This window comes from Bradyrhizobium sp. WSM3983 (assembly GCF_000473045.1).
GTDB lineage: Bacteria > Pseudomonadota > Alphaproteobacteria > Rhizobiales > Xanthobacteraceae > Bradyrhizobium.
The window spans coordinates 72,094-98,105 of the sequence record NZ_AXAY01000027.1; the positions used below are offsets into that span (position 1 = coordinate 72,094).

The 26,012-nt window shown below is 64.2% G+C and carries 24 protein-coding genes; 8 read left to right on the forward strand and 16 right to left on the reverse strand.

Going from position 1 to position 26,012, the window contains the following annotated elements:
* Positions 1 to 23 precede the first annotated feature (23 nt).
* Together hutC and YUA_RS0130295 are read right to left on the reverse strand one after the other, a co-directional pair.
* The gene (gene hutC, locus YUA_RS0130290) at positions 24 to 752 is read right to left on the reverse strand and encodes a histidine utilization repressor (RefSeq protein ID WP_027534060.1); all 729 of its coding nucleotides are present in this window, start codon (positions 750 to 752) and stop codon (positions 24 to 26) included.
* A complete protein-coding gene (locus YUA_RS0130295; RefSeq protein WP_027534061.1) occupies positions 749 to 2,107 on the reverse strand; it encodes a formimidoylglutamate deiminase in 1,359 nt (452 codons plus the stop codon). Before YUA_RS0130295 ends, hutC begins: the two co-directional genes overlap by 4 nt.
* 98 nt (positions 2,108 to 2,205) lie before the next feature.
* Between YUA_RS0130295 and hutI the strand changes: the two genes are divergently transcribed.
* From hutI to hutU, 3 genes are read left to right on the forward strand one after another with little or no spacing between them, the layout of a single operon-like run.
* A complete protein-coding gene (gene hutI / locus YUA_RS0130300; protein WP_027534062.1) occupies positions 2,206 to 3,420 on the forward strand; it encodes an imidazolonepropionase in 1,215 nt (404 codons plus the stop codon).
* Positions 3,417 to 4,976 (forward strand): histidine ammonia-lyase, encoded by a 1,560-nt coding sequence (gene hutH / locus YUA_RS0130305; protein ID WP_027534063.1) that lies wholly within the window; start codon positions 3,417 to 3,419, stop codon positions 4,974 to 4,976. Before hutI ends, hutH begins: the two co-directional genes overlap by 4 nt.
* Before the next feature lie 10 nt (positions 4,977 to 4,986).
* A complete protein-coding gene (gene hutU / locus YUA_RS0130310; RefSeq protein WP_027534064.1) occupies positions 4,987 to 6,657 on the forward strand; it encodes a urocanate hydratase in 1,671 nt (556 codons plus the stop codon).
* Between the two features lie 73 nt (positions 6,658 to 6,730).
* Here hutU and blaBJP read toward each other — a convergent pair whose 3' ends face one another.
* The 3 genes from blaBJP to YUA_RS0130325 all read right to left on the reverse strand — a co-directional run bounded on the left by blaBJP (position 6,731) and on the right by YUA_RS0130325 (position 9,118).
* A complete protein-coding gene (blaBJP, locus tag YUA_RS0130315) occupies positions 6,731 to 7,621 on the reverse strand; it encodes a BJP family subclass B3 metallo-beta-lactamase (RefSeq protein WP_027534065.1) in 891 nt (296 codons plus the stop codon).
* Positions 7,622 to 7,794: 173 nt separating this feature from the next.
* Positions 7,795 to 8,691, reverse strand: coding sequence for a hypothetical protein (locus YUA_RS0130320; RefSeq protein WP_027534066.1), 897 nt, complete (start codon positions 8,689 to 8,691; stop codon positions 7,795 to 7,797).
* A 163-nt stretch (positions 8,692 to 8,854) separates the two neighbouring features.
* Entirely contained in the window at positions 8,855 to 9,118 is a 264-nt protein-coding gene (locus YUA_RS0130325; protein ID WP_027534067.1) for a hypothetical protein, read from the reverse strand.
* A gap of 232 nt (positions 9,119 to 9,350) precedes the next feature.
* On the opposite strand from YUA_RS0130325, the gene YUA_RS0130330 reads away from it, so the two are divergent.
* Complete coding sequence (locus tag YUA_RS0130330; protein ID WP_027534068.1) at positions 9,351 to 10,160, forward strand: substrate-binding domain-containing protein; 810 nt, start codon at positions 9,351 to 9,353, stop codon at positions 10,158 to 10,160.
* Here the strand turns inward: YUA_RS0130330 and YUA_RS0130335 are convergent.
* Both YUA_RS0130335 and arsC read right to left on the reverse strand, forming a co-directional pair.
* Entirely contained in the window at positions 10,134 to 10,832 is a 699-nt protein-coding gene (locus YUA_RS0130335; protein ID WP_027534069.1) for an ABC transporter permease, read from the reverse strand. The genes YUA_RS0130330 and YUA_RS0130335 overlap by 27 nt on opposite strands.
* A complete protein-coding gene (gene arsC, locus YUA_RS45520) occupies positions 10,829 to 11,260 on the reverse strand; it encodes an arsenate reductase (glutaredoxin) (RefSeq protein ID WP_084292966.1) in 432 nt (143 codons plus the stop codon). The genes YUA_RS0130335 and arsC overlap by 4 nt, the downstream gene beginning before the upstream one ends.
* Before the next feature lie 817 nt (positions 11,261 to 12,077).
* Between arsC and YUA_RS0130345 the strand changes: the two genes are divergently transcribed.
* The 3 genes from YUA_RS0130345 to YUA_RS52395 all read left to right on the forward strand — a co-directional run bounded on the left by YUA_RS0130345 (position 12,078) and on the right by YUA_RS52395 (position 14,588).
* Positions 12,078 to 12,929 (forward strand): 3-hydroxybutyryl-CoA dehydrogenase, encoded by an 852-nt coding sequence (locus tag YUA_RS0130345; RefSeq protein WP_027534070.1) that lies wholly within the window; start codon positions 12,078 to 12,080, stop codon positions 12,927 to 12,929.
* A 135-nt stretch (positions 12,930 to 13,064) separates the two neighbouring features.
* Positions 13,065 to 13,529 (forward strand): group III truncated hemoglobin, encoded by a 465-nt coding sequence (locus YUA_RS0130350; protein WP_035972270.1) that lies wholly within the window; start codon positions 13,065 to 13,067, stop codon positions 13,527 to 13,529.
* A 354-nt stretch (positions 13,530 to 13,883) separates the two neighbouring features.
* On the forward strand, positions 13,884 to 14,588 hold the full coding sequence (locus YUA_RS52395; protein ID WP_256375391.1) for a ubiquinol-cytochrome c reductase iron-sulfur subunit: 705 nt from the start codon (positions 13,884 to 13,886) through the stop codon (positions 14,586 to 14,588).
* Between the two features lie 335 nt (positions 14,589 to 14,923).
* Here the strand turns inward: YUA_RS52395 and YUA_RS0130360 are convergent, their stop codons facing one another.
* The 7 genes from YUA_RS0130360 to xoxF5 all read right to left on the reverse strand — a co-directional run bounded on the left by YUA_RS0130360 (position 14,924) and on the right by xoxF5 (position 22,795).
* Positions 14,924 to 15,184, reverse strand: a complete 261-nt coding sequence (locus YUA_RS0130360; RefSeq protein WP_027534072.1) for a hypothetical protein — start codon at positions 15,182 to 15,184, stop codon at positions 14,924 to 14,926.
* 56 nt (positions 15,185 to 15,240) lie between these two features.
* The gene (locus YUA_RS0130365) at positions 15,241 to 17,553 is read right to left on the reverse strand and encodes a molybdopterin cofactor-binding domain-containing protein (protein WP_027534073.1); all 2,313 of its coding nucleotides are present in this window, start codon (positions 17,551 to 17,553) and stop codon (positions 15,241 to 15,243) included.
* A 1-nt stretch (position 17,554) separates the two neighbouring features.
* Entirely contained in the window at positions 17,555 to 18,007 is a 453-nt protein-coding gene (locus YUA_RS0130370; RefSeq protein WP_027534074.1) for a (2Fe-2S)-binding protein, read from the reverse strand.
* Positions 18,008 to 18,617: 610 nt separating this feature from the next.
* A complete protein-coding gene (gene gfa / locus YUA_RS0130375; protein WP_027534075.1) occupies positions 18,618 to 19,181 on the reverse strand; it encodes an S-(hydroxymethyl)glutathione synthase in 564 nt (187 codons plus the stop codon).
* A gap of 31 nt (positions 19,182 to 19,212) precedes the next feature.
* Entirely contained in the window at positions 19,213 to 20,322 is a 1,110-nt protein-coding gene (locus YUA_RS0130380) for an S-(hydroxymethyl)glutathione dehydrogenase/class III alcohol dehydrogenase (RefSeq protein WP_027534076.1), read from the reverse strand.
* A gap of 61 nt (positions 20,323 to 20,383) precedes the next feature.
* Positions 20,384 to 20,875: a c-type cytochrome, methanol metabolism-related gene (locus YUA_RS0130385; RefSeq protein ID WP_027534077.1), complete on the reverse strand. Its 492-nt coding sequence runs from the start codon at positions 20,873 to 20,875 to the stop codon at positions 20,384 to 20,386.
* A gap of 111 nt (positions 20,876 to 20,986) precedes the next feature.
* Positions 20,987 to 22,795 (reverse strand): lanthanide-dependent methanol dehydrogenase XoxF5, encoded by a 1,809-nt coding sequence (gene xoxF5 / locus YUA_RS0130390; protein WP_027534078.1) that lies wholly within the window; start codon positions 22,793 to 22,795, stop codon positions 20,987 to 20,989.
* 513 nt (positions 22,796 to 23,308) lie between these two features.
* Here xoxF5 and YUA_RS0130395 point away from each other — a divergent pair.
* A complete protein-coding gene (locus YUA_RS0130395) occupies positions 23,309 to 24,277 on the forward strand; it encodes a helix-turn-helix domain-containing protein (protein ID WP_027534079.1) in 969 nt (322 codons plus the stop codon).
* Positions 24,278 to 24,332: 55 nt separating this feature from the next.
* Here YUA_RS0130395 and YUA_RS0130400 read toward each other — a convergent pair whose 3' ends face one another.
* Both YUA_RS0130400 and YUA_RS0130405 read right to left on the reverse strand, forming a co-directional pair.
* Positions 24,333 to 24,758, reverse strand: a complete 426-nt coding sequence (locus YUA_RS0130400; protein WP_027534080.1) for a hypothetical protein — start codon at positions 24,756 to 24,758, stop codon at positions 24,333 to 24,335.
* Between the two features lie 106 nt (positions 24,759 to 24,864).
* Positions 24,865 to 25,887 carry an FUSC family protein gene (locus tag YUA_RS0130405; protein WP_035972272.1) on the reverse strand — a complete coding sequence of 341 codons (1,023 nt, stop codon included), beginning with the start codon at positions 25,885 to 25,887 and terminating at the stop codon, positions 24,865 to 24,867.
* Positions 25,888 to 26,012: the final 125 nt, after the last annotated feature.

The window sequence follows — 26,012 nt, forward strand, 5'->3', positions numbered from 1 at the left end:
CGATTTGTGCCGACATCGTTCTCTCAGCCTCCCTTGAATCGGGCGACAAGGCGGTGAGAGTCACCGGGATAGAGCAGGCGTACCGCAGTGATCGTGCGCGCGCTGCGCCAGGTATAGCGGTCGATCACGAGGCAAGGCGCACCGACGGCGATGTCGAGCGCGTCCGCCATGCGATCATCCGCGACAATGGCGCTGATCGTATGCTCGGCTTCCGTCCATGGGACATGATGAAGCAGCCACGAGCCCGGCGGCTCGCGAGAGAAATCCGCGGTCGCGGCGTCAGGCACGGATGAAAGGTCGATCAGCCGGTCCTCGACCGCAAACGGCACATTGTCGGCGCTGTGTCGACAAGAGATCGCAACCACCTTGCCAGCCTTCTTGACGCCAAGACGCTCGCGGTCGGCGGCGGTCGTAGCGCGCAGCTTGCGGCTGATGAGCTCGTAGCCGTAACCGCGCCCGAGTGCGATGATCTCGGCCCGGATGTCGGCAATCTTGAGCACAGCCGATTGATGCTGCGGCCGGCGGACGAAAGAGCCGGCGCGGCGCCGGCGCTCGATCAAATCGGCCTGGGCGAGCTCCGACAGCGCCTTGTTCACCGTCATGCGCGAGCAGCCGTAGCGCGCGACCAGCTCGTGCTCGAATGGAATGCGGTGGCCTGGCGGCCATTCGCCGGTCAGGATGCGCTTTTCGATGTCGGCGCGGATACGCTTGTAGAGCGTCGGCTTGTCGGCCGCGTCGGTCGCGAGGCTCATGCGACGAGCCTCCGCACGGATGCGTTGAAGCGCTCGCGCGCGGACTGGCGCAATTTATGCTCCCCGCGCTCAACAACTTTGTTTCCGCCGGCCCAGACGCAATCAATTGCACCGTTGCCGGCCGCAAAAATCCAGCCGTCGATGATGGCATCGCCCGCGCGCCCTGCCAGCGATGGATGGGCAGCGTCAAACGTGACGATATCAGCGTGCGCGCCCGGCGTGAGGCCGGCAATCGGCTGCGCAAGTGCCCGCGCGCCGCCAGCGAGGGCATCGTCGAACAGCGTGCGCCCGGTCGAACGGCCGGCGCCGCCGGACAGCAGGTTGCGCGCGCGATGCTTCAGCCGCTGGCCGTATTCAAGCTGGCGTAGCTCGTCGGCGACGCCGACCAGCACGTTGGAATCGGTGCCGACACCGAACATGCCCCCAGCGTCGAGAAATTCCCGTGCCGGAAAGATGCCATCGCCGAGGCTTGCTTCGGTGATGGGGCAGAGGCCAGCGATCGCACCGGTCTTCGCGAATGCTGCGACCTCCGCATCCGTCGTTTGGGTCGCGTGAATGAGGCACCAGCGCTGATCGAGCGGCGCGTGCTCCAGCAACCATTGCACGGGGCGCCGACCCGACCAGGCCAGGCAGTCCTCGACTTCCTTCACCTGCTCAGCGGCGTGAATGTGCACCGGCCCGCCATCCGCTAGCGGAATGATGGCTGCGAGCTCGTCCGGCATGACTGCGCGCAGGCTGTGCGGTGCGATGCCGATATTCGCACCCGGCAATGTTGCGATCGCCTTGCGCGAGGCAGCCATCAGCGTGGTGAACTGATCGACAGAGCAGATGAAGCGGCGCTGGCCGTCATGCGGTGCGGCACCGCCGAAGGAACCATGCGCATAAAAACTCGGCAGCAGCGTCAGGCCGATGCTGGAGGCTTCGGCAGCCTGCGCGATGCGCGCGGCCATCTCGGCGGGATCGGTGTAATGTGAGCCGTCGCGATCGTGATGCAGATAATGGAATTCGCCCACGCGGGTAAAACCCTGCTCCAGCATCTCGACATACAGCAGCGTGGCGACGGCGGCGACATCGTCCGGTGTCATCGCCAGCGCGAAGCGATACATCGTCTCGCGCCAGGTCCAGAATGTATCGGTGCTGTCGCCGCGCAGCTCGGCAAGTCCCGCCATGCCGCGCTGGAAGGCGTGGCTGTGCAGGCTCGCAAGTCCGGGAAGCGCGACAGCGTGGCGCTCGTCGCCTGCGGCAGGCGCTACGCCCGGCGTCACCGCTGCGATCGCGCCGGCGGTGATGACCACCTGCACGTCATTGGCCCAGCCCGAAGGCAGGAGCGCGGAGGCGAAATGCAGTCGGGACATGGTGACACGCCGGCTGGACAGAACCATCTTACGATTATATGTCTAGACATATAAGTCAAGCATCCCAGGGCGCAGGGACTTCGCGAAGGGACCGTTGCATGGCAGAACGCTTCGACCGGATCTGGCATAACGCCCGGCTCGCCACGATGCGGGCCGACCGTCCCGATCTCGGCGAGATCGGGCATGGCGTGATCGCCATGCGCGGCGGCCACATCGTCTATGCGGGCGCTGCGGCGGATTTTCCGGCGGACGCCGACGCGATCAAGCGGATCGATTGCGAGGGGCGCTGGATCACGCCGGGCCTCGTCGATTGCCACACCCATCTCGTCTATGGCGGCAACCGTGCGCACGAATTCGAGCTGCGCCTGAAGGGCGCGAGCTACGAGGAGATCGCGCGCGCCGGCGGCGGCATCGTCTCGACGGTGGCCGCGACGCGCAAGGCGAACGAAACCGAACTGGTCGCGAGCGCATTGCCGCGGCTCGACGCGCTGATCGGCGAGGGCGTGACCACGATCGAGATCAAGTCCGGCTACGGGTTAGACACCGAGACCGAGATGCGGCAGCTCGCCGCCGCGCGCAGCCTCGGCCGTCAGCGGCCGGTTGCAATCCGCACCTCCTTCCTCGGCGCACACGCGCTGCCGGTCGAGGCCGACGGCGACAAGGATCGTTACATCGATCTTGTCTGCAACGAGATGCTGCCGACCGTCGCAAAGGCTGGCCTGGCCGATGCCGTCGATGCCTTCATGGAAGGCATCGCGTTCTCGGCTGAGCAGACGGCGCGCGTGTTCGAGGCGGCGAAGGTGCTCGGTCTGCCCGTCAAGCTCCATGCCGACCAACTCTCGAATCTCGGCGGCGCTGCGCTCGCCGCAAAATACTCGGCGCTCTCAGCTGATCATCTCGAGCACACCGACGAAGCCGGCGCGGCCGCGATGGCCAAGGCCGGCACGGTCGGCGTGCTGCTACCGGGCGCCTTCTACTTCATCCGCGAGACGCAAAAGCCGCCAGTGGAAGCCTTCCGCAAGCATCGCGTCCCCATGGCGCTCGCGACCGACTGCAATCCCGGCAGCTCGCCGCTGACGTCGCTGCTGCTCGCCATGAACATGGGCGCGACGCTGTTCCGGATGAATGTCGCTGAATGCCTGGCCGGCATCACCCGTGAAGGCGCCCGGGCGCTCGGTGTGCTCCATGAAACCGGCACGCTGGAAGCCGGCAAATGGTGCGATCTCGCGATCTGGGACATTGAGCGGCCCGCCGAGCTGGTCTATCGCATCGGATTCAATCCGCTGCATCGCCGGGTGTGGAGGGGGCAATGACGGAGCAGGGCGCCGCAATCGTCGTCAAGCCGGGAACGGTGAGCCTCGACGATCTCGCGCGCGTGCTTGCAGGCGCATCCGTCATGCTCGATGCCCCGTTCTGGCCGCGCGTCGATAGGGCTGCGGCGATCGTCGCGAAGGCTGCTCAGGCCGCCGCGCCCGTCTACGGGATCAACACCGGATTTGGAAAGCTGGCGTCGAAGCGGATTCCGCCGGACCGGACTGCGCTGCTCCAGCGCAATCTCATCGTCTCGCATTGCTGCGGCGTCGGGCCGGCCACGCCTGAGCCCATCGTTCGGCTGATGATGGCGCTGAAGATTGTCTCGCTCGGGCGCGGCGCCTCCGGCGTGCGCCGCGAGGTGATCGAGCAATTGCAAGAGATGCTGGCGCGCGGCGTCTACCCGCTGGTGCCGCAGCAGGGCTCGGTCGGCGCCTCCGGCGATCTGGCGCCGCTTGCACATATGACCGCGGTGATGATCGGCGAGGGGCAAGCGATCGTTGACGGGAAGACCGTATCAGGCGCCGAGGCGCTCGCTGCGGCCGGGCTTGCGCCCCTGACGCTGGGTCCGAAGGAGGGGCTTGCGCTGATCAACGGCACGCAGTTCTCGACCGCCTATGCCATCGCCGGCGTGCTGCGCGCATTTCGTCTCGCGCGCGCCGCGCTCGTCACGGGTGCGCTGTCGGTCGATGCGGCGATGGCCTCGACCGCGCCATTCCGCCCCGAAATCCAGGCGCTGCGCGGTCATCCCGGGCAGATCGCCGCTGCTGCGACGCTGACCGCGCTGCTTGACGGCAGCGATATCCGCCTGTCGCATCTCGAAGGCGACGAGCGCGTGCAGGATCCCTATTGCTTGCGCTGCCAGCCGCAGGTCGCCGGTGCCGCGCTCGACCTGATCACGCAGGCCGCGCGCACGCTGGTCGTCGAGGCCAACGCCGTCACTGACAACCCGCTCGTGCTGGTCGAGACCGGCGAGATCGTCTCCGGCGGCAATTTCCACGCCGAGCCAGTCGCGTTTGCCGCCGATACGATCGCGCTGGCGCTGTCGGAAATCGGTGCGATCAGCGAGCGGCGCATCGCGACGCTGGTCGATCCCGCGCTCAATTTCGGCCTGCCGCCGTTCCTGACACCGGACCCCGGCATCAATTCCGGCTTCATGATCGCCGAGGTGACGGCGGCTGCGCTCTACGCCGAGAACAAGCAGCGCGCAGCGGCCTGCTCGATCGACTCGACGCCGACCAGCGCCAACCAGGAAGACCACGTCTCGATGGCCGCGCATGCCGCGCGGCGGCTCTCCGACATGGCCGATAATCTCGCTCCGATCCTCGGCATCGAGCTGCTCGTTGCCGCGCAGGGCATCACGCTGCGCGCGCCGCATGCAACCAGCGCGCCGCTCGTTGCCATCATCGCGGCGTTGCGTGAGCAAGTGCCCGCGCTCGGTGCCGACCGCTACATGGCCGGCGATCTCGCCAAAGCCGCTGCGCTGATCGAAGCCGATGCACTCCCGGCCGTCGCGATCGCCGCGCTTCCATCTGATCCGTTCCCAAGACTCGTCTGAAGAGGTCTTCATGAACCGCCGACTGGACAATGACCGCACCATCCGCGCCCCCCGCGGCAGCGACATCAGCGCCAAGAGCTGGCTGACCGAAGCCCCTCTGCGCATGCTGATGAACAATCTCGATCCCGACGTTGCGGAGCGTCCGAGCGAGCTCGTCGTCTATGGCGGCATCGGCCGCGCCGCGCGCGACTGGGAGAGCTTTGACCGGATCACCAACGCGCTGCGCAAGCTCGAGAACGACCAGACCTTGCTGGTCCAGTCCGGCAAGCCGGTCGGCGTGTTCCGCACCCATGCCGATGCCCCGCGCGTGCTGATCGCGAACTCCAACCTTGTGCCGCACTGGGCGACGCTCGATCATTTCAACGAGCTCGATCGCCTGGGCCTGATGATGTACGGCCAGATGACGGCGGGTTCCTGGATCTATATCGGCAGCCAGGGCATCGTGCAGGGCACCTACGAGACCTTCGTCGAGGTCGGCCGTCGCCATTATGGCGGCAGCCTCGCCGGCAAATGGATCCTCACCGCCGGTCTCGGCGGTATGGGCGGCGCGCAGCCGCTGGCGGCGACCATGGCGGGTGCCTCGATGCTCGCGGTCGAATGCCAGCCGAGCCGCATCGAGATGCGCTTGCGGACCGGTTATCTCGATCGCCAGGCCGCGACGCTCGACGAAGCGCTCGCCATCATGTCGGACGCCGCGACAACGAAGAAGGCCGTCTCGGTCGGCCTGCTCGGCAATGCCGCGGAGATTTTTCCCGAGCTGGTGCGCCGCGGCGTCAAGCCCGACATCGTCACCGACCAGACCAGCGCGCATGATCCAATCAACGGCTATTTGCCGAAGGGCTGGACCCTCGCCGATTGGGAAACCAGGCGCGCGTCCGATCCGAAGGCGGTCGAGCGCGCCTCAAAGACGTCGATGGTCGAGCACGTCCAGGCCATGCTGGATTTCCATGCGCAGGGCATTCCGACGCTCGACTATGGCAATAACATTCGCCAGATGGCGCAGGACATGGGCCTGAAGAACGCCTTCGAATTCCCTGGCTTCGTGCCTGCCTATATCCGTCCCTTATTCTGCCGTGGCGTCGGGCCGTTCCGTTGGGCCGCGCTCTCGGGCGATCCCGAGGACATCTTCAAGACCGACGCCAGGGTCAAGGAGCTGATGCCCGACGACAAGCATCTGCACAACTGGCTCGACATGGCCAGGGAGCGCATCAAGTTCCAGGGCCTGCCGGCGCGGATTTGCTGGGTCGGCCTTGGCGATCGTCATCGCCTCGGCCTCGCCTTCAACGAGATGGTCGCGCGCGGCGAGTTGAAAGCACCGATCGTGATCGGTCGCGATCATCTCGACAGCGGCTCGGTGGCGAGCCCCAACCGCGAGACCGAGGCGATGAAGGACGGATCGGATGCGGTGTCCGACTGGCCGCTGCTCAACGCGCTCTTGAATTGCGCCAGCGGCGCGACCTGGGTCTCGCTGCATCACGGCGGCGGCGTCGGCATCGGTTATTCCCAGCACGCCGGCATGGTGATCGTGGCCGACGGCACGCCTGAGGCCGCCAAGCGGATCGAGCGCGTGCTCTGGAACGATCCCGCCAGCGGCGTCATGCGCCATGCCGACGCGGGATATGACATCGCGATCGACTGCGCCCGCGACAAGGGGCTCGATCTGCCGAGCCTGGCGAAGTAGCGCTACGTCAGCAACGACCTTGGCCTCGCGCGCGGCGTCGCTGGCGACGCCGCGGCCATTCTCCGGGAGGGTGTTATTTCGCGCCCTGAAGCGCGGCGGTCTGCTTGGCGAGTTGCCTGTCGAATTCCTCCGACAGGCCCGTAGCGTAAGTCGCAAGCTCGCCTGGCTTGACGAACGGATTCGGCGTCTCGTTCTTGATCTGCTGCCCACGCTTTTCCTGCATGCCATACACCTCCGGATGCGGCCCGAGCAGCACGTCGATCTTCATCGCCTTGGCTTTGGCGAAGGTTGCGCGGTAGTCGTCCATGATACCGGGATAGGTCGGCTGGCCGACCAGCCGGTTCAGCGCCACGGTGCCACTGCAGAAGAACAGCACCTTGCGGTCTTGGCCGCCGTCCTTCACCGTCATCTCCCAGCTCGTGCAGCCGGGCGAGTGGCCGGGCGTCGCATGTGCCGTCAGCGTGGTGTCGCCGAGCGTGACCTTGTCGCCCTCCTTCACGGCGCGGTCGACCTTCACGGGGGTAAAGGTGAGATCCTGGTTCTTCTCGTCGCCCGGATAATAGCCGCCTTCGAGCAGCGGCTTGTCGCGCTCGCCGGCCACGAGCTGCGCGCCCGTCTCCTTCTTGATCTCGGCGAAGCCGCCGGTGTGGTCGAGATGGGCGTGCGTGTTGAGGATGTATTTGATGTCGGCAACCTTGAAGCCGAGTCTGGCAATGTTGCCTTTGATCATGCCGGTCGACTGAGACATCGCCGTGTCCATCAGGATCAAGCCCTGGGACGTCTTGATGACATAGACAGCGATGCCGTCGGTCCCGACATAGTAGATGTTGTCGATCAGCTGGAACGGCTCGAACGGGGCGGTCCATTTCTGCATCACTGTTGCCAGGAAGTCCTTGAGGGTCTGCGCCTGCGCCACAGGTGCGAAGAGTGTCAGCGTACACAGCGCGGCCGTGAGCTTTCTCATGGATGGGTCCTCCCGATTGTTGTTTTTCGTTGCGACCGCGCCTTCGCGCTGATCGACCGGCCGCACGCTAAATGTTAAGCGATGAGGCAGCAACGGCCTGCGTTCGAAAAATTCCGCGTCATGCGCGGAATAATCGTCACCCCAGCGGTCGAGCGCGCCGCGTCCTTTGGACGTCAGGCGAGGGCGGCCTGGCGTTCCCGCACCGTCTCGCGGCTGCGATCGGCGCCACGCGGCTCGGCGAGCCGGGTGAAGCTGCGCTGGCCCGCATGCACGGGTGCCTCGACGATCACGCCTTCGCAGACGATCTGGCCGCCGAGCATCCTGAATTCGAGCTTGTCGTAGCGCGGCAGTGTTTCGCCAGGCTCGGGCGGCAGCAGTCCGATGCGCCCCTGGATGTTCAGCGTGGCTTCGCCCGTGCCGTGAAGCCGCGGATTCCACATCCTGATCCCTGTCTCAGTCCAGCGCTGGCGGATCAGCGCGGCGCGATCGGCGGGCTCGACGGCTTTCGCGCGAGGCTTCGGCGTGCTGGAGCTCTTTGGGGCGGGCGACACGGGCTCCGGCTCGATGTGCGGGGCGACAACCGGCGCGTCGGCGATCGTCTCCTCGGCGGCAACGGCCGCGACGGGCTGAAGATCGTTTGCGACGACCGGCTCGATCTCCACGGAAGCGACGGATGCGGGTTCGTCCTCAGTGACGAACTCGGGCGCGTCAACCGGCTCGCTCTCGGTCTCAATCGAAGAGACCGAGACCTCCTCCACGGTGACGGGCTCGACCTCTGCCGGCGTCTCTACTGATGAATCGTCGCTGACGATGGTCTCTGTCGGCGCTGCTGACAGGCTCTCCACGGGGACGGAGATGGCAGCGGTGTCTTCAGCGATCGGAGTCACGACCTCGATGTCGGCGTTACGATGCAACGGCCCAGCGCCGTCGAGTACCGGAGCAGCTTCTGCAACAGCTAGGACGGCCGGCGACTCATGCGCAGCGATCTGCGCCACGTCGATGCTGCCGCTGTGCGGCAGAGGCCGAAGCCGGTTGAACGCCCATTTCACCGCAGGGATGCGGCTCAGCAACGATATCAGTCTCGAAAGCACCGGGAGTTGTCCAAGAGGTACGCAGGCCGTAGGCAATCGCTGATTCGCCAGCAATGTGAAAAACTGCCCCGGCCGTCACACCCCTGTCAATTGAGGCGAGACCAATTGCAGAACATCTGCACAGCCTCGCGCGCCACAGTGGTCATTCGAAATGCATCGATGCGAGCGGATCTTCGTCGCGATTGGGCAGATGCGTCGGAGCAACCGCGTGCTCCGTCTTGCGGATGTGCGAATGCGCAGGCGCGTGCCTGCGGACCAGTGCCACGGTCAGCGCGTCGCATTCCGCCTGTTCGCTGCTCCATGCGTAGTCGAGGCTTGACGACTGTGCGGACCACGCCTGCGCCGGGCCGGCGATTGCCAGGGACAAGATGAGCCGCAAGGCGGTGACGATGATTGTCTTTGTCATGGGACGCTCCAATCCGTTCCATCAGCAGGATCAGGCTAGGCGGGACGATATTCCGCGCCGCCACATGATCGCGCGGCAGCTCACGCGGGGTTTAACGGCCGTGAGGCCGGCGTGAGGGGGCGTGTCCGTTCGACAGCGAAGGAGCGAACACGTGACCGGCAAGACATAACGTCGGGCTTTCCAGCGCCATCCTTCCGGCCTAATTTGAAACATCCGGGGAGTGAGGAACGCCATGAAGAAGCTTGCCGCCATCGCAGCGGTTCTGGTCTGGTCGAGTTGTGCCTACGCGCAGGACCGCAGCATCACCGTGGCCTCGACGACGTCGACGGAGCAGTCGGGCTTGTTTGGCTATCTGCTGCCGCTGTTCTCGAAGGCCGAAGGCATCGAGGTGAAGGTCGTTGCCGTCGGCACCGGCCAGGCACTGGACATCGGGCGGCGCGGCGATGCCGACGTGGTGTTCGTCCATGACAGGCCGGCCGAAGACAAGTTCATGTCCGAAGGGCAGGGCGTGAAGCGCTTCGACGTCATGTACAACGATTTCATCATCGTCGGGCCAAAGAGCGATCCCGCGAAGATCGCCGGCAGCAAGGACGTCGCTGATGCCTTGCGCAGAATCGCGGCGGCAAAGGCGCCGTTCATCTCGCGCGGCGACAAATCCGGCACCCATGCCGCCGAGCTGAGATTGTGGAAGGAGGCGGGCGTCGACATCGCTGATGGCAAGGACAGCTGGTATCGCGAGATCGGGCAGGGCATGGGCCCGGCGCTGAACATGGCATCGTCATCGAACGCCTATCTGCTGTCGGATCGCGGCACCTGGCTGTCGTTCAGGAACCGCGGCGAGCTTGCGATCCTGACCGAGGGCGACAAGCGGCTGTTCAATCAATACGGCGTCATGCTGGTCAATCCGGAAAAGCATGCGAATGTGAAGGCGAAGGACGGGCAGGCCTTCATCGACTGGCTGGTCTCCCCGAAGGGGCAGGATGCGATCGCAGGCTACAAGGTCGGCGGCGAGCAGCTATTTTTCCCGAACGCGTCCCACTAGCAGGAAGGCGACGGTCGAGACGGCGACGCTGAGCGCGAGCAGGATCAGCCCGAGCCCGAGCGCCAGCGGCAGGTCGCCCTTGCTGGTCTCGAGCGCAATTGCCGTCGTCATCGTGCGGGTAAAACTGCGGATGTTGCCGCCGACGATGATGATAGCGCCGACTTCGGCGATCGCGCGCCCGAACGCTGCGAGAAAGGCCGTCAGCAGCGAGGTCCGGCCGAGTGCGAACAGCAGGCCGATGCTGCGCAGCGTTGATAGCCCGTCGATCCGCGCGAGGTCGCCATATTCCGCCCACAGCAAGCTCGCCGGCCGGTGCACCAGTGCGACCACGATCGGGGTGGCCAGCAACGTCTGTGCGATCACCATGGCCGTCGGCGTGAACAACAGGCCCGCTGCCCCGAACGGGCCGGACCGCGACAACATGAGATAAAGCGCGAGCCCGACCACGACCGGCGGCAGGCCGAGCAACGCATTGGTCAGCACGATGATGACCTGCCGTCCGCGGAAGCGGGTGATCGCAAGAAGGGCCCCGAATGGGGCCCCGATCAACAGCGCAATGATGCTGGCCGTCAGGCTCACGTGCACCGACAGGGTGACAATGCCGAGCAGTTCGGGATCGGCCTCGCTAATCAGCGCGAACGCAGCAACGATGGAGCGCGCGAAATCGTTCATCCCGGATTTCGCCGTGTGGGCAGCAGATCCAGCACCAGCTCGGAGGGACGGCAAAGCCTGACGCCTTTCGGCGTCACCTCGATCGGCCGGTTGATCAGGATCGGATGTGCCGTCATCGCATCGAGCAACTGATCGTCAGTTGGTGCCGGGTTTTCGAGTCCGAGTTCGGCATAGGGCGCAGCCTTCTCGCGTACGGCCTCGCGCACCGAAATCCCCATGCGGGCTATCAGCTGCTGCAGCAGCGCCCGCGACGGCGGTGTCTTCAGATATTTGATCACGTGCGGCTCGATACCGGCATTCCGCATCGTGGCAAGCGTGGTGCGCGACGTGCCGCATTCGGGATTGTGGTAGATGATCGGTCCATCGGCAGCACCTTCCGTCAGATTGACGAGCTCATTCAAGATTACGAACCGCGTCGCAGAAATCATCGATCCCCCCTCGCGCCTGGCGCGTCAACCTAAATCTGGCTGTCCCGACGGGCAAAACACCTTGCCACCCGCGCCGCCACAAAAGGTCAAGCCCTGCCCACAAAAATATTCCACTTTACCGAAATTCGGAATTGGCGTATGTTTCGCGCATCTCACCCGGCACGAGGGACGGATCGCGAGTCGTCCGGTACGTGGGTGAGTTGCGGTGGACGCGGGCTCGCGTCGGCACGCGAAGGTCGGGAGCAGGGCGAGCGGAGGATTGAGCCGAACCTCGTGAGCACCTGGCCGCGTGTGACGAACGGCGCGGGCGGCGTACGGCAAAGCCGTGTGGTCCTGACTGTCGTCGCTACAGTCAAGTCTTGCGGAAGGCGGCATGAGGGCCAACCGGCCCTCGCCGTCAACTTTTCGCAGGGCGACGGAGGCCAAAGGAATTCGGCTCCGGGGGCACGGCATAAGCCGTCAAACCACTCGCGCAGGGAAGGTCGGGATGTCTCGGCTGCCCTGTACGTCGCTGTGCAGCCTCCTTTTGCGCTACACACGCACAGCGAACCGCGGGTGCCAGCTGGCGCCCGGCCTTCCCTGCGCCCTCGGCATTCCCGGGGGGCCAAACCAGCCGCAAAACTCGGGCCGAAATGGCCGCGAGGCCGCGAAATCATGCCCTTTGCGAGCGGAAAGGCGACTTTATTCTCGCCACGGATGCTTTAAGGAAGAGCCTGGATGCGGCGCAGCACTCAAGGCGTCCGCGGATCGAAATTCAGGTCAAACCGGGCACGCCGCCATTGCGGCCGGGCTCGCTCAACGAGAAGGACGTCATTCCATGATCAATACCGTTGGCATCATCGGAGCAGGAACCATGGGCAACGGCATTGCCCAGATCTGCGCCGCAGCCGGGCTTTCGGTCGTGATGGTCGACATCTCCGATGCGGCAGTGAACCGCGGCATTTCGACAGTCGGCGGCAGCCTCGAGCGCCTGGTCAAGAAGGAGAAGATGTCGGCGGCCGATCGCGAGGCGACGCTCAAGCGCATCACCGGCACGACCGATCGTGCGAAGCTTACCGATTGCGATCTCGTCATCGAGGCCGCGACCGAGAACGAGGAGCTCAAGGTCAAGATCCTGAAGGACCTCTGCGCCACGCTGTCGTCGCGCACGCTGGTTGCGACCAACACCTCGTCGATCTCGATCACCAAGCTTGCGGCTGCGACCGATCGCCCGGACCGCTTCATCGGCATGCACTTCTTTAACCCGGTGCCGGTGATGGCGCTGCTGGAACTCATCCGCGGCTTGCAGACCTCGGACGACACCCACGCCAAGGCACTCGATTTCGCCCAGCGCGTCGGCAAGGTGGCGATCACGGCCAAGAACAGCCCGGGCTTCGCCGTCAACCGCATCCTGTGCCCGATGATCAACGAGGCGATCTTCGCGCTCCAGGAGGGCATCGCGACCGCAGAAGAAATCGACGCCGGCATGAAGCTCGGCTGCAACCATCCGATCGGGCCGCTGGCGCTGGCTGACCTCGTCGGCCTCGACACCATGCTGTCGGTGATGGAGGTCTTTTATAAGGGCTTCAACGACCCCAAATACCGTCCGGCCCCCTTGCTCAAGGAAATGGTCGATGCCGGCCATCTCGGCCGCAAGACCGGGCAGGGCTTTTACACCTACGGCGCCTGATCATGGCGTGGGCGGCGGATGGTGATCATCCGCCGCCCATGCCGCAATTTGCGCCAGGACAAGGACGTCGCGCGCAATTGGCCCGAGAATGTCGAACGGGCGGCTCGCGAGAACAACGAACGGAAAACGAAGGACATGTCGGTTCGACTGAAGGCCGAGCGGGAAGCTGCGGCCACGCGGCGGAACCTGCTGACCCAGGATGCGATCGAGCGCACCGGGATTACCGAGGAGATGATCGGGGAACTCGTCACCCGCTTCTACGGACGCGTCCGCGAGGATGCGCTGCTCGGGCCGGTGTTCGCGATCGTGCAGAATTGGGACGAGCATCTCGCCAAGCTTAGGGATTTTTGGTCGTCGGTCGTGCTAATGAGCGGGCGCTACCATGGCTCGCCGATGCGGGCGCATATGCCGCTGAGTTTGATTGGCGATCATTTCGACCGCTGGCTCGACCTGTTCGAACTGACCGCGCGCGAAGTCTGCCCGCCGCCGGCGGCTGCGCTCTTCATCGACAAGGCGCGTCGCATTGCCGACAGTTTTGAGATGGCATCGGCCACCATTGCCGGCCGCATCGCCGCGCCGCGTCACCTGCTGCGGTCCTGACCACAGCGGGCCTGCCTGCGAAACGTGCAGTTGAATCGCGCTATGGTTGCGTTGCGTAGAAAGCAGCGCGTCGCATCAATTCCAACATCATCGGTCTGATCTGCAAAAACGTCATGCCGCTCGCGCAGCATGACGTTGAAATCGCAAAAACGCGCATGAATGCGTGCAATCGCGTTCAATCAAAGCGAGTAAAGCCATATTGATGCACTGCGGCGCCAAATCTGCGCCTTCATTTCGGCAGAGTTCCAGCGCCTGCTAGCATGCATGTCGCGGACATCGTTCAACACTGTATCCCCATCCTCCGACAGCACTGCGGCACCCGAAGCCGATGTGAACGCGGAGCAAACGCGGCGAATGCTGCTGCTCGGAGCGCTCGCCACCACCGCCTGTCTCGGCTGTTCCGCGCAAGCGCGTGCGGGCGAAGATCCGCCTGGCTCCGACGAGCGGCCGCAGAAGGGCGATGTGCTCGTGTTCTCCGAGGGCGACAGCGAAGGAAAGCTCATCACCGCGGATCTGCAGGCCGGCGGTCCGCCGGTGCATGCCTGGCCGCAGGATCCCAAGACATCGGTGGTGCGCAACGCCTCGCGGCTCAACGAGATCCTGATCATCCAGCTCGATCCCGCCGAGCTCGACGAGCAAACCAAAGCTCGTGCCGTCGACGGCATCCTCGCCTATTCGGCGATCTGCTCCCATGCCGGCTGTCCCGTCACCGCCTGGGTCAAGAGCGATGTCGGCGACAAGGACGTCCTCAAGTGCATGTGCCACGGCTCGGTCACGGCGACCGCGGGCGATCTCGTCTTCGCCGGCGGCACCAACGACCGCAACTTCCGCGCCTTCAACGCCAAGACCGGTGAGTTGTTGTGGGAGCAGAAGACCAACTCCTGCATCATGGGCACGCCGATGTCCTATGAGATCGACGGCACGCAATATGTCGCGATCCAGTCGGGCTGGGGCGTGGACGCGCAGCGGATCCCGGACGCGCTCGCGACCAACAATATCGGCATCGAATCCAACGTGCCGCAAGGCGGCGTGATCTGGGTGTTCGCGCTGAAGAAGTAAGCTCCGCAGGCGGATCGAAGACAGCGGAGCCGCGGGGGGGTGGCGAGTGCGGCGGACGGCAACGTCCGCCGCACTTTGCGTAGCGTGATATGGGAAGAGATTCTTCCCTTCTTCCCTTGTGGGAGAAGGTGGCAATAGGCGGCCTTCGGCCGCCGTTCTTGAGAACGCCGATGCTTCGCATCGGCTATGGCGCCGGATGAGGGGTATTTATCCGCGAACAACAATGCGCGAGCCTCGCGGAGGCGGCCCCCTCACCCAAGTGAGATCGCAGCAATCAGCGTCGCTGCCCTCTCCCGCAAGCGGAGAGGGCACATCAATGCGCAGGCGTCAAACCACTACTTCCCCTGACGGTCGACCTTGTCTTTCTCCGCCTGATTCATCTCCTGAACCTTCGGATCGGTGCTGCTCTGCCCGGTGGTCTGGGTGGTCGAAGCGGGCGGGGCGCTGGCGTTGGGAGGCGAGTTCTGGTCCGGCGCGGTGGGGCGCGTTGCCGTGGTTGGCGGTGTGGCGGTGCTCTGGGCGAACGCGGCTGCATTCGTCAAAAGAAAGGCGCTCGACAGCAGCGAGACTGCGAGCGCCCTTGGGAAGTTGATCATCGATCTGCTCCTGTCAGATCGAAGAGAAACGGCGCGAAGCCGCCTGATGTTCCGCGTCAAGCTTCCAATTGCTTGCCGATCGGCAGCGCGCGAATGCGCTTGCCGGTCGCCGCGAAGATCGCGTTCATCAGCGCCGGTGCGAATGGCGGCACGCCGGGCTCGCCGACGCCGCTCGGCGGCGTGTCGGGTCCGGGTGGCACGATGTAGACGTTCGTCACCAGCGGAGCCTCGTCGATCCTGACGACCTGGAAGTCGTCAAAATTCTTCTGCTCCACCTTGCCGTCCTTGAAGCTGACCTCGCCATATTTGGCGAGGCTCAGGCCCATGATTGCCGCGCCCTCGATCTGCGAGGCGATGCGCTCGGGGTTGACATAGGTGCCGCAGTCGATCGCGGTGTCGACCCGCGGCACCGTCAGCTTGCCCTTGTCGTCGACGGCCACCTCGACAATGGTCGCGATGTAGCTGACGAAGCTGCGGTGCACGGCGATGCCGAGGCCGTGGCCCTTCGGGACTTGACGGCCCCATTCGCCCTTCTCGGCGACCAGCTCGACGACCTTGCGCAGGCGTGCGGTATCGATCGGGTAGCTGTCATAGGGCTCGCCATAGTTCCAGAGGTCTTTGACCGCTGGCTTGACGATGCGGGGCGTGCCGATCAGCGCGAGCAGCGTCTCTTTCTGGTCGCGTCCGGTCGCGTTCGCGATCTCGCCGACCATCGACTGCACCGCGAAGGCGCGCGGGATGTTCGAGACCGAGCGGAACCAGCCGATGCGGGTGAACGCCGCGGCTTCCGGGTTCTCGCAACTGATGTTGGCGATCTCGAACGGCATGTCGACGAGCCCCATGCCGAGCTCGAATGCCGCTGCGTGCTTGGCACCGGCCGCGAAGGTCGACGCGATGGTCGGCGCTACGCTGCGGTGGCGCCAGGCGACCACCTTGCCGTCCTTGTCCAGCCCGGCCTCGATCCGCTCCACCGAGACGGTGTGCAGGAAGTCGTGGTGGAGATCGTCCTCGCGCGTCCACTGCACCTTGACGGGCGCACCGAGCTCCTTCGACAGCAGCGCGGCCTCGAGTGCAAAGTCGCATTTCGATTTGCGGCCGAAGCCGCCGCCGAGCAGCGTGACATTGACGGTGACATTGCCCTCGGGGATGCCGAGCGTCTTGGCGACATCCTCGCGCGTGCCGCCGGGACTCTGCACCGGCGCCCAGATCTCCGCCTTGTCGCCCTTGACGTCGGCAACCGCAACCGGCGGCTCCATGCAGACATGGGCGAGATGGGGCAGATAATATTCGCCGATCACGACCTTGGCAGCGGCCTTCAGGGCGGCGTCCGCGTCGCCCTCCTGACGAACGACCAAACCCGGCTTGCGCGAGGCCTCCTCGAGCTCCTTGCGATAGGCGACCGAGTCGTATTTGCCGTTGGCGCCGTCGTCCCAAACGAGCTTCAGCGCGTCGCGGCCCTTGATCGCGGCGCCGGTGTTACGCGCGATCACCGCGACGCCGCCGAGCGGCTGGAACTTCGACGGCCACGGCCAGCCGCGCACCTGCATCACCTTCTCGACGCCAGGTACCTTCAGCGCCGCGTCCGGATCGAACGAGGTGAGCTTGCCGCCGGTCACCGGCGGGCGCGCGATCACGGCGTATTTCATCCCGGGCAGGCGCACGTCGGCTCCGTAACGGGCCTTGCCGGTGGTGATGTCGTGGAGATCGACGATGCCGACCTGGCCCTTGCCGAGATAGCGGAAGTCCTTGGGGTCTTTCAGCTTGAGGCCTTCGATGCTCGGCACCGATTCCTTGGCGGCATCGGCTGCGACCTCGCCGAAGCCGAGCTTGCGACCGCTGGCGCTGTGGACGACCTCGTGATTGACCGCCTTGACCTCGGTCGCCGGCACGCCCCAGCGCTTGGCCGCGGCCTGCTCCAGCATGGTGCGGGCGGAGGCACCGATCTGGCGCATCGGGATCAGATAGTGCCGCGTGCTGCGCGAGCCGTCGGTGTCCTGGTTGCCGAACTTGACCTCGTCACCATGGGCCTGCTGCACCTTGACCCTGGACCAGTCGGCTTCCATCTCCTCGGCCACGATCAGCGGCAGGCTGGTGCGCACGCCGGTGCCCATCTCGGCGCGATGCGCCAGGATGGTGACGGTGCCGTCGGGCGCGACCGCGACGAAGACGCGCGGATCGACCACGACGCCGTGCGGCATCTTGCCGGCGCCGGTCTCATAGGCAAAAGCCTGGCGCGTCATCACGGGTGCGGCGAGCACGAAGCCGCTGGTGACGCCGAGCCCCTTCAGGATGCTGCGACGCGATACCTTCTCGACCTTCAAATTCTTTTCGAAGCCACGAAGCTTCCGGGGATTGTCGATGAAATTCATGTCACACTCCGGTCGATGCGAGATGGACCGCGTTCTCGATGCGCTGGTAGCAGCCGCAGCGGCAGATGTTGCCGGACATGGCCTCGCGAATCTGGTCGTGCGACGGCTTGGGATTATCCATCAGGAGCGCTGCGGCCTGCATGATCTGGCCGGCCTGGCAAAAGCCGCATTGAGGAACATTGACCTGGCGCCATGCCTTCTGGACGGGATGATCGCCGTCCGGATGCAGCCCCTCGATCGTGGTGACCTCGCGCCCCGCCACGTCGTTGATCGATGTGATGCAGGACCGCACCGCCTCCTTGTCGACGATGACGGTGCAGGCACCGCACAGGGCCTGGCCACAGCCGAACTTGGTGCCGGTCAGCCCGGCTTCGTCGCGGAGGAACCAGAGTAGCGGGAGATCCGGGTCGCCGTCCCAGCTCTTTTCCTGGCCGTTGATCTTCACCTTGATCATGATCGTCCCTCGCTCTTCATAAGCTTGCCGAAGTTGGAATAGCCGACGTCGGTCGGCTCCGTGGTCCGTGTGTCGTCGCAACCGCATCCCGGCCCGTTGTCCCGCGCGGGCAAATCCCGGCAGGAAGCTGGAATGCGAATCGCAATGTCCGGATGTGCTCGATACCTTCCGTTTTGTTCTTGATTGATTGAACTCGCGCGGCATCGTGACGACGCGACCGTAGCAGAGATCGCGCCGGACCGGCATTCACAGCCGGGTGTTCTCGACGTGAACAGATTGCATCCGGGGTTTGTCAAAAGCTGGGCGCGGCCACATGTCGCGCGTTGCGCAAATATAGAATCTGAGACGGGTGAAAAAAAGCTTCGTCCGCCAGAGGGACTGCGCGGACGAAGCAGTATTCCTCAGTCGAGGGAGGGAGAATCGCAAGGCGCGCTGACTTCAAGCAGGAAGAGGACGGCACTGCGCAGTCATTCAGAGACCAGGACTGAGGGAGCGGAAAGCGCTCGCATACGCAAAGTGCACGGGCGGCGAACTCGCCGCGATCATTCGAGAGCTGTCCGTCGCCTCGTTGGCGACCAGCGAGGCGACGGACAAATTTTTGGCGGCTTGCTCAGGCGGCCTTGGCCTTCGCCACGTGGGTCGCGATTGCGTCCATCAACGCCGGCGACAGGCAGTCATAGGGCTCGAGGCCGATCTCCTTCAGCCGCGACCGGATGCCGGCCATCTGCTCCGGCTTCACGCCCGATTCGATCACCGAGGAGACGAAGGCGGCGAATTGCGGCGCCTGCGAGCCTTGCTCCTGGAACAGCTCGGGATGGATGAAATCGAGCCCGTAGAACGGATGGTTCTTGTTCTCGATGCGGCCGTACATGTGGGTGCCGCAGGCCTTGCAGGCGTGTCGCTGGATCACCGCCGAAGCGTCGATTATCTGGAGCTTGTCGCCGTTCTCGAGCACGGTGACGTTCTGGCGCGGCACCACCGCGACCACGGAGAAGGTCGCGCCCTGCGGCTTCCAGCACTTGGTGCAGCCGCAGGCGTGGTTGTGCGCCACGTCGCCCTTGATGCCGACCTTGACCGGATGGTCCTTGCATTTGCAGACGAGCGTGCCGCCGGCAAAGTGGCCGCTGCCTTGCTTGATGCCGTTGTCGATCGAGGGGTGGAGTGCAACAGTCATGGGTCGATCCTCCTTGGGTGTGACGCTTGAGTTAGAACACGACGACTGAACGAATCGATTTGCCCTCATGCATCAGGTCGAAGCCCTTGTTGATCTCTTCGAGCTTGAGCGTGTGGGTGATCATCGGGTCGATCTGGATCTTTCCGTTCATGTACCAGTCGACGATCTTCGGCACGTCGGTGCGGCCGCGGGCGCCGCCGAAGGCGGTGCCGCGCCAGTTGCGGCCGGTGACGAGCTGGAACGGGCGGGTGGCAATCTCCTTGCCGGATTCGGCAACGCCGATGACGATCGAGGTGCCCCAGCCGCGATGGCAGGCTTCCAGCGCCTGGCGCATCACCGTGGTGTTGCCGGTGCAGTCGAAGGTGTAGTCGGCACCGCCGTCGGTCAGGGTCACCAGGTGCGGGACGATGTCGCCGGTGATCTTCTTGGGGTTGACGAAATCGGTCATGCCGAACCGGCGGCCCCATTCCTCCTTGGAGTCGTTGATATCGACGCCGATGATCTTGTCGGCGCCGGCCATCTTGGCGCCCTGGATGACGTTCAACCCGATGCCGCCGAGGCCGAACACGACGACGTTGGAGCCCGGCTCGACCTTGGCCGTGTTGACCACGGCGCCGACGCCGGTGGTGACGCCACAGCCGATGTAGCAGCTCTTGTCGAAGGGAGCGTCCTCGCGGATCTTCGCCACCGCGATCTCCGGCAGCACCGTGAAGTTGGAGAAGGTCGAGCAGCCCATATAGTGGTAGATCGGCTTGCCCTGATAGGAGAAGCGGCTGGTGCCGTCAGGCATCACGCCCTTGCCCTGCGTCGCGCGGATCGCGGTGCAGAGATTGGTCTTCTGGCTCAGGCAGCTTTTGCACTGCCGGCATTCCGGCGTGTAGAGCGGAATGACGTGGTCGCCCGGCTTGACCGAGCTCACGCCCGCGCCGATCTCGCGGATGATGCCGGCGCCCTCATGGCCGAGGATCGACGGGAAGATTCCTTCGCTGTCGAGACCGTCGAGCGTGTAGGCATCGGTGTGGCAGATGCCCGTCGCCTTGATCTCGACCAGGACTTCGCCAGTCTTCGGCCCTTCCAGATCGACTTCGACGATCTCGAGCGGTTTTTTCGCTTCGAAAGCGACAGCGGCGCGTGTCTTCATCGGTAACTCCTCAAATTCTCGCAGGATGCCAAGACTTAAGTCTCGGCCGGGCTGCAAACGTTCACTTCTTGCCCATGCACGAGTCTTCGTTCTTGGTATAGGCGTCGTTCTTGTCCTCATGCTTGCCGGGGCGGGCGCGGCCCCAGGCCTCGTTGGAGCGGGCGCGCAGATAGACGTAGAGATCGTCCATGTAGCAGGCGACGTTCGGGTTATCTCCGAAGGCCGGCATCACGTTCTCTGCGGCGGTGGAGATGTTCTTGCGGCCCGAGGCGACGACGCCGAGAAAATCGGCATAGCTCATCGTCTTGAGCGAATCCTTCAGTGCGGGCGCATAGGTCGAGCCCATGCCATCCGGGCCATGACACACATGGCAGTCCGAGTGATAGCGGCGGTATCCGGAATAGGTGTACCAGTCGACGGTGTCGCCGTTGATCTTGTAGGTCGGGTTGCCCTCCTTATCGAGCCATTCGCCAGTTTCGGTCTGCTTGACGGCGGCCGGGTCGCCCGAGCCGTCGTCCGCGACAGCAATTCCTCCGGACGCAACGAAGATCATCGCAGCAATGACAGAGCAGATTTTACGCAAAAGGTGTTCCTCGAAGGCATCAGGTGGAGACGAGCCGGCGCGTGGAGTTGATCCACGCGCCGGAGCGATACGGAGTCGAGGCTAGTTCGTCGCGGGCAGCGAGAACACGGTCAGCGTGCCGCCGAGTGCCGTGTAGTTGCTGAGCGCGGCGTAGCCGCCGACTGCACCGAGACCTGCGGTCGGATCGGTCAGGCCTGCTGCCAGACCGATGCCGGCCCAGCCGCCCACGCCGGAGAGCACTGCGACATACTGCTTGCCGCCGTTCTCGTAGGTGGTGACGTTGCCGATGATGCCGGAGGGAGTCTTGAACTTGTAGAGTTCCTTGCCGGTCTTGGCGTCGACTGCCTTCAGGTAGCCTTCGAGCGTGCCGTAGAACACCACGTTGCCGGCGGTTGCGAGCGCACCCGACCAGACCGAGAACTGCTCCTTGTTCGACCAGACGATCTTGCCGGTCTTGCCGTCCCAGGCGATGAAGTTACCCATGTTGGTCTCGCCCGGCGGCGGATACATCGACAGCGTCGCGCCCACATAGGGTTGGCCCGCGGTGTAGCTCACCTTGAACGGTTCGTAGTCCATGCAGACGTGGTTGGTCGGGACGTAGAACAGCTGCGTGTCGGGCGAGTAGGCCGCCGGCTGCTCGTCCTTGGTACCGAGCGCTGCCGGGCAGATGCCCTTCACGTTGTGATCTTCGCCGGCCTTGTCGGTCGAAGCTGCGTCGAGCACCTTCGGACGACCATAGGTGGCGGAGTTCTTGTCCATGTCGACGCCGGAGGTCCAGTTCACCTTCGGATCGTACTTTTCGGCGACCAGCAGTTCGCCGTTGGTGCGGTCGAGCGTGTAGCCGAGACCGTTACGATCGAAATGCGTCAGCAGCTTGCGCGGCTGACCGTTGATCGACTGATCCGAGAGGATCATCTCGTTGACGCCGTCATAGTCCCATTCGTCATGGGGCGTCATCTGGTAGACCCATTTGGCGACGCCGGTGTCCGGGTTACGTGCCCAGATCGTCATCGACCATTTGTTGTCACCGGGACGCTGCTTCGGATTCCAGGTCGAGGGGTTGCCCGATCCGTAGTAGATCAGGTTCAGCTCGGGATCGTAGGAGGTCCAGCCCCAGGTGGCGCCGCCGCCGATCTTCCACTGATCGCCTTGCCAGGTCTTGAGGCTCGAATCCTTGCCGATCGGCTTGCCGAGTGCAGTGGTCTTGTCGTCGACCAGAAGCTCGTTATCCGGGCCTTCCGAATAGCCGCGCCAGGCCAGTTTGCCGGTCTTGATGTCGTAGGCGCTCATGTGAGCTTGAACGCCGAACTCGCCGCCGGAGATGCCGATCAGCACCTTGTCCTTGATGACCATCGGTGCCGAGGTGCCGGTCTCGCCCTTGCTCGGATCGCCATTCTTGGCGGTCCATGCGACCTGACCGGTCTTGGCGTCGAGCGCGACGAGGGTCGTGTCGGCCTGATGCAGGAAGATCTTGCCGTCACCGAAGGCGAGGCCGCGGTTAACCGTATCGCAGCACATCACCGGGATGACGTTCGGATCCTGCTTCGGCTCGTACTTCCAGACGATCTTGTTCTCCTGCGAAAGGTCAATGGCGTAGACCTTGTTCGGGAACGGCGTATGGACGTACATCATATTGCCGATGATCAGCGGGCCGCCTTCGTGGCCGCGCAGCACGCCGGTCGAGAATGTCCAGGCGACCTGGAGCTTGCCGACATTTTGGGCGTTGATCTGGTTCAGCTTGGAATAGCGGGTATTGGCATAGTCACCTGTCGGCATGACCCAGTCTTTTGGGTTCTGCGACATCTTGAGGACCTCGTCATTGGCCGAGGCGCTCCCGACGGCGAGAGCGGCCGCGGAGCCAAGAAAGGTTGCCAGTAGCACCTTGCGCATAGTCATTCCTCCGTTGGTCTCGTTTATTGTTTCCGAAGCATTGCTCAATCACCGGGCTTCTCGTCCGGCGTCTGCTCGTGCAGGGCGGTCACTTGGGGGACCAGAAACGATGCTGTGCTGTTTCCTCCTCCGATGAGAGCTACGGGTCCACGCGCAGGAGCGGCCCGTTCTTTTTGTTCCTGCCGCAATTTCTAACGACTTCGCCAACAGGAAACTTGCCCAAGAGTGAACCCGCTTTGCTCGACAGCGCACGGAGGCAAAGTTTTTGATATTGCGGTAGCGAATTCAGCGGCTTCCGTGCGGCGCGGGGCCACGCTCAGCGCTCAGGTTCCCCTTGACGGCGCTGCTACTAAGGCGGAGGATTAAGTTACAAGGGTAGCAAAGGAACGATGGCGCTCGTTTCAAAAGACCGCCCAAATTTGAGGTAAACGTCACGCAATCTTGGCTGAGGGCTGCAGCAGGCGCTGGCCGCGATTCGCGTCGAATCTCCGGGTATCACCAGTGGCTGGATTAATGTCCGACACAATTCATACGCTCTCGACGACCGGACTGACGCCGAAGCGGCAGATCCAGAGCTGGATCGACGGGCTGACGAGTCTGTGCGGACACTTCGATGTCGATCCGCTGGAGGCGTCATCGCTCGAAGGGCGCATCGACTACACCAGCGTCTCGCGCCTGAAGCTCTGCCAGATCGAGGTGAGCCAGCATCGCATCTCGCACACGCTGGCGCGCGCGAAGGCCAATGAGCACCCGTACATAAAGATTCACTTCCAGACCTACGGCGTGTCCTATTTCGAGCAGGAAGGTCGCCACATCGAGCTGAACCCCGGCGACATCATCGCTTATGACGTCTCCTGCCCGCATCTGATCGTCAGCCCTGCCTTCACGCGCCACGACGTGGTGATCGTGCCGAAGGCGCTGCTGCGCGATCGCGGCTTCCCGTCGCAACGCATGCCGGCCTGCAAGCTGTCGGCGAAGACGGGGACGGGGCGGATCGCCCATGATTTCGTCCATGCCACGTTCGACGAGGCGGCGAAGCTGTCGGCCAACAGCGCGGTCGGCGTTGCCGATTCGCTGATCGACCTGCTGCTGCTGCCGCTGCGCGAAGCCGACACGATGTTCGATCGAGTCGGGCCCGAGGCGATGTATGTGCGTGCCCAATTTTTCATCCGCGAGCACCTGCGCGATCCTGATCTGTGCATCGACCAGATCTCCGCCGAGCTTGGCTGCTCCAAGCGCTATCTGCACATGCTGTTTTCCGAGCGCGGCACCACGGTCAGCGATTACATCTGGCAGGCGCGCCTGCAGAACTGCCGCCAGGAGCTCGAGGCTCACGGCGGCAAGACCATCACCGACGTCGCGTTCTCCTGGGGCTTTTCCAGCTCATCGCATTTCAGCCGCGTGTTCCGGAAATACTTTGGTGTGGTGCCGTCCTCGATCCATAAAGGGCAGCAGGGCGCCGTTGCCGTGGACGAGAATTAAGCGCGCGTCAGACTGCGGCTGATCGTGGACTTCGGTTCCCGGATCCGTGATCGTCTCACGTCGATGTGGCAACGTAGGGAATGCTGGCTACGAGAGCGGCGATCAGCGCAGCGTTACACAGCATCCCACTCCAATGCAGGCGACGTAGCTGGCGCACGGCGTCCGCATTACCCGCATCTCTGGCACTGAGCTGGTCGTCCATCTGGCGCATGAACCACGGGCGTCCCCAGATTGCGAGGGCTGCAATCAGGGCGATACCCGCCGCGAACAGCGGTCGTCCTGCGAAGATGAAAGCCGCCGTCCCGATGATCCCGGCCACGCTGATCATCCTGAACTGGATGTTGAACATCCCGCGCAACAGCTGCGTGACCGGCGGGATGTCGAGCTTCACCAGCAGGAAGGCGGGCGACGCCAGCAGGAAATAGCCCGTCGGAAAAAGCAGGATGACCAAGGCGGCCACGGCGACAGCATCGGGTCTCATGCGAGCGGCCTTTCTCGTACCGGACGGTAAGGGGCTTCCGGTTGTAGCGCCTGATCATAACTCGCAAACGCGTCCCCGACACTAGGCTTTGGTTGAATGCCGGGCTCTAACCCGATGACGGGGCTTTCCGCACCATGCGCTGCCAAACGATGTCGGTCAGGGCCACCGCGATGAGGCCGAACGCGCCACCAATGATTACATTGGCGACGCGCTCCTCCGCGATGCCGCTTGCGCCGCCGGCAAAGGATGCGGCGAGCGCAATGAAGAAGCAGCGCAGGCCGAAGCCGACGACATAGCGAGAGAACGAGATCAGCGTCAGCGTGGCCGCGAGAACCGCAAGTGCATAACCGACGCGATTTTGCGGAAGCGCGAGGCCAGCGAGGAAGCCCAGGGGCACACCGACGAAGGCGCCGATGGCACGTAGCTTCAGCTTGTCGGTGGAGGCGGAGAGATCGCCGACGACGACGCTCGCGGCCGACCACATGACCCATTGCCCCTGCGCAAGATCCAGGATCTCGACCAGCGCCGCCGCGGCGAACACCGCTATGGCGGTGGCCGCCGCGGGCAGCAGCCACTCGGCCGCCGCCGGCCCGAATGAGGTCGTGGCATTGCCACGCCGCCGCTGGTCGTAAATCTGGATGCCGCAAACCAGCGCCAGTGCAATCGGCGACGAGACGATGATGATGCCGGCGTGACGCAGCGCTTCCGAGGCGCTCACGCCCTCGCGCACCTCGCAGGCGAGATAGACGGCCGGAATGAACACCCAATTGCCGAGCGTGCGAAGATGTTCGCCATAGCGTGTCGCCGCCACCGCAAGGAAGCCGGCGAGCGCCGTCAGCACCACGAACAGCGGTTTGACGGGAGCCGCAAGGAAGAGCGCGGCAAACGCCACGAGGATTGCAAAATAGTGCCACGCGATCACTTTGGGCGGACAGTGCAGCCTGAGCGCGGGAATGAGCAGTGACACGGCGATCAGTCCCAAGTTCAAGAGCGCCGTCTCGCGCGAGATGAAATAGGCGGCCACGAACGGGCCGACGACGATCAGCGCGCGCAGCAGCTCGCCGGTGTTGATTTCGCGGGAAAAGAGATCGCGCAGGCCGGTGGAGGGCGGGATAGTCGGGGCGTTCACGGGGCACCGCAGGGGCGGATGAAACGCCGCGATCATATGGCTCCGGATGCCGCTAGGCCAGCGAATGGATTTTGGCGGGCGTTCTCTACGTTCTCGCTGTCATCGCCCGGCTTCGCGGGGCATGA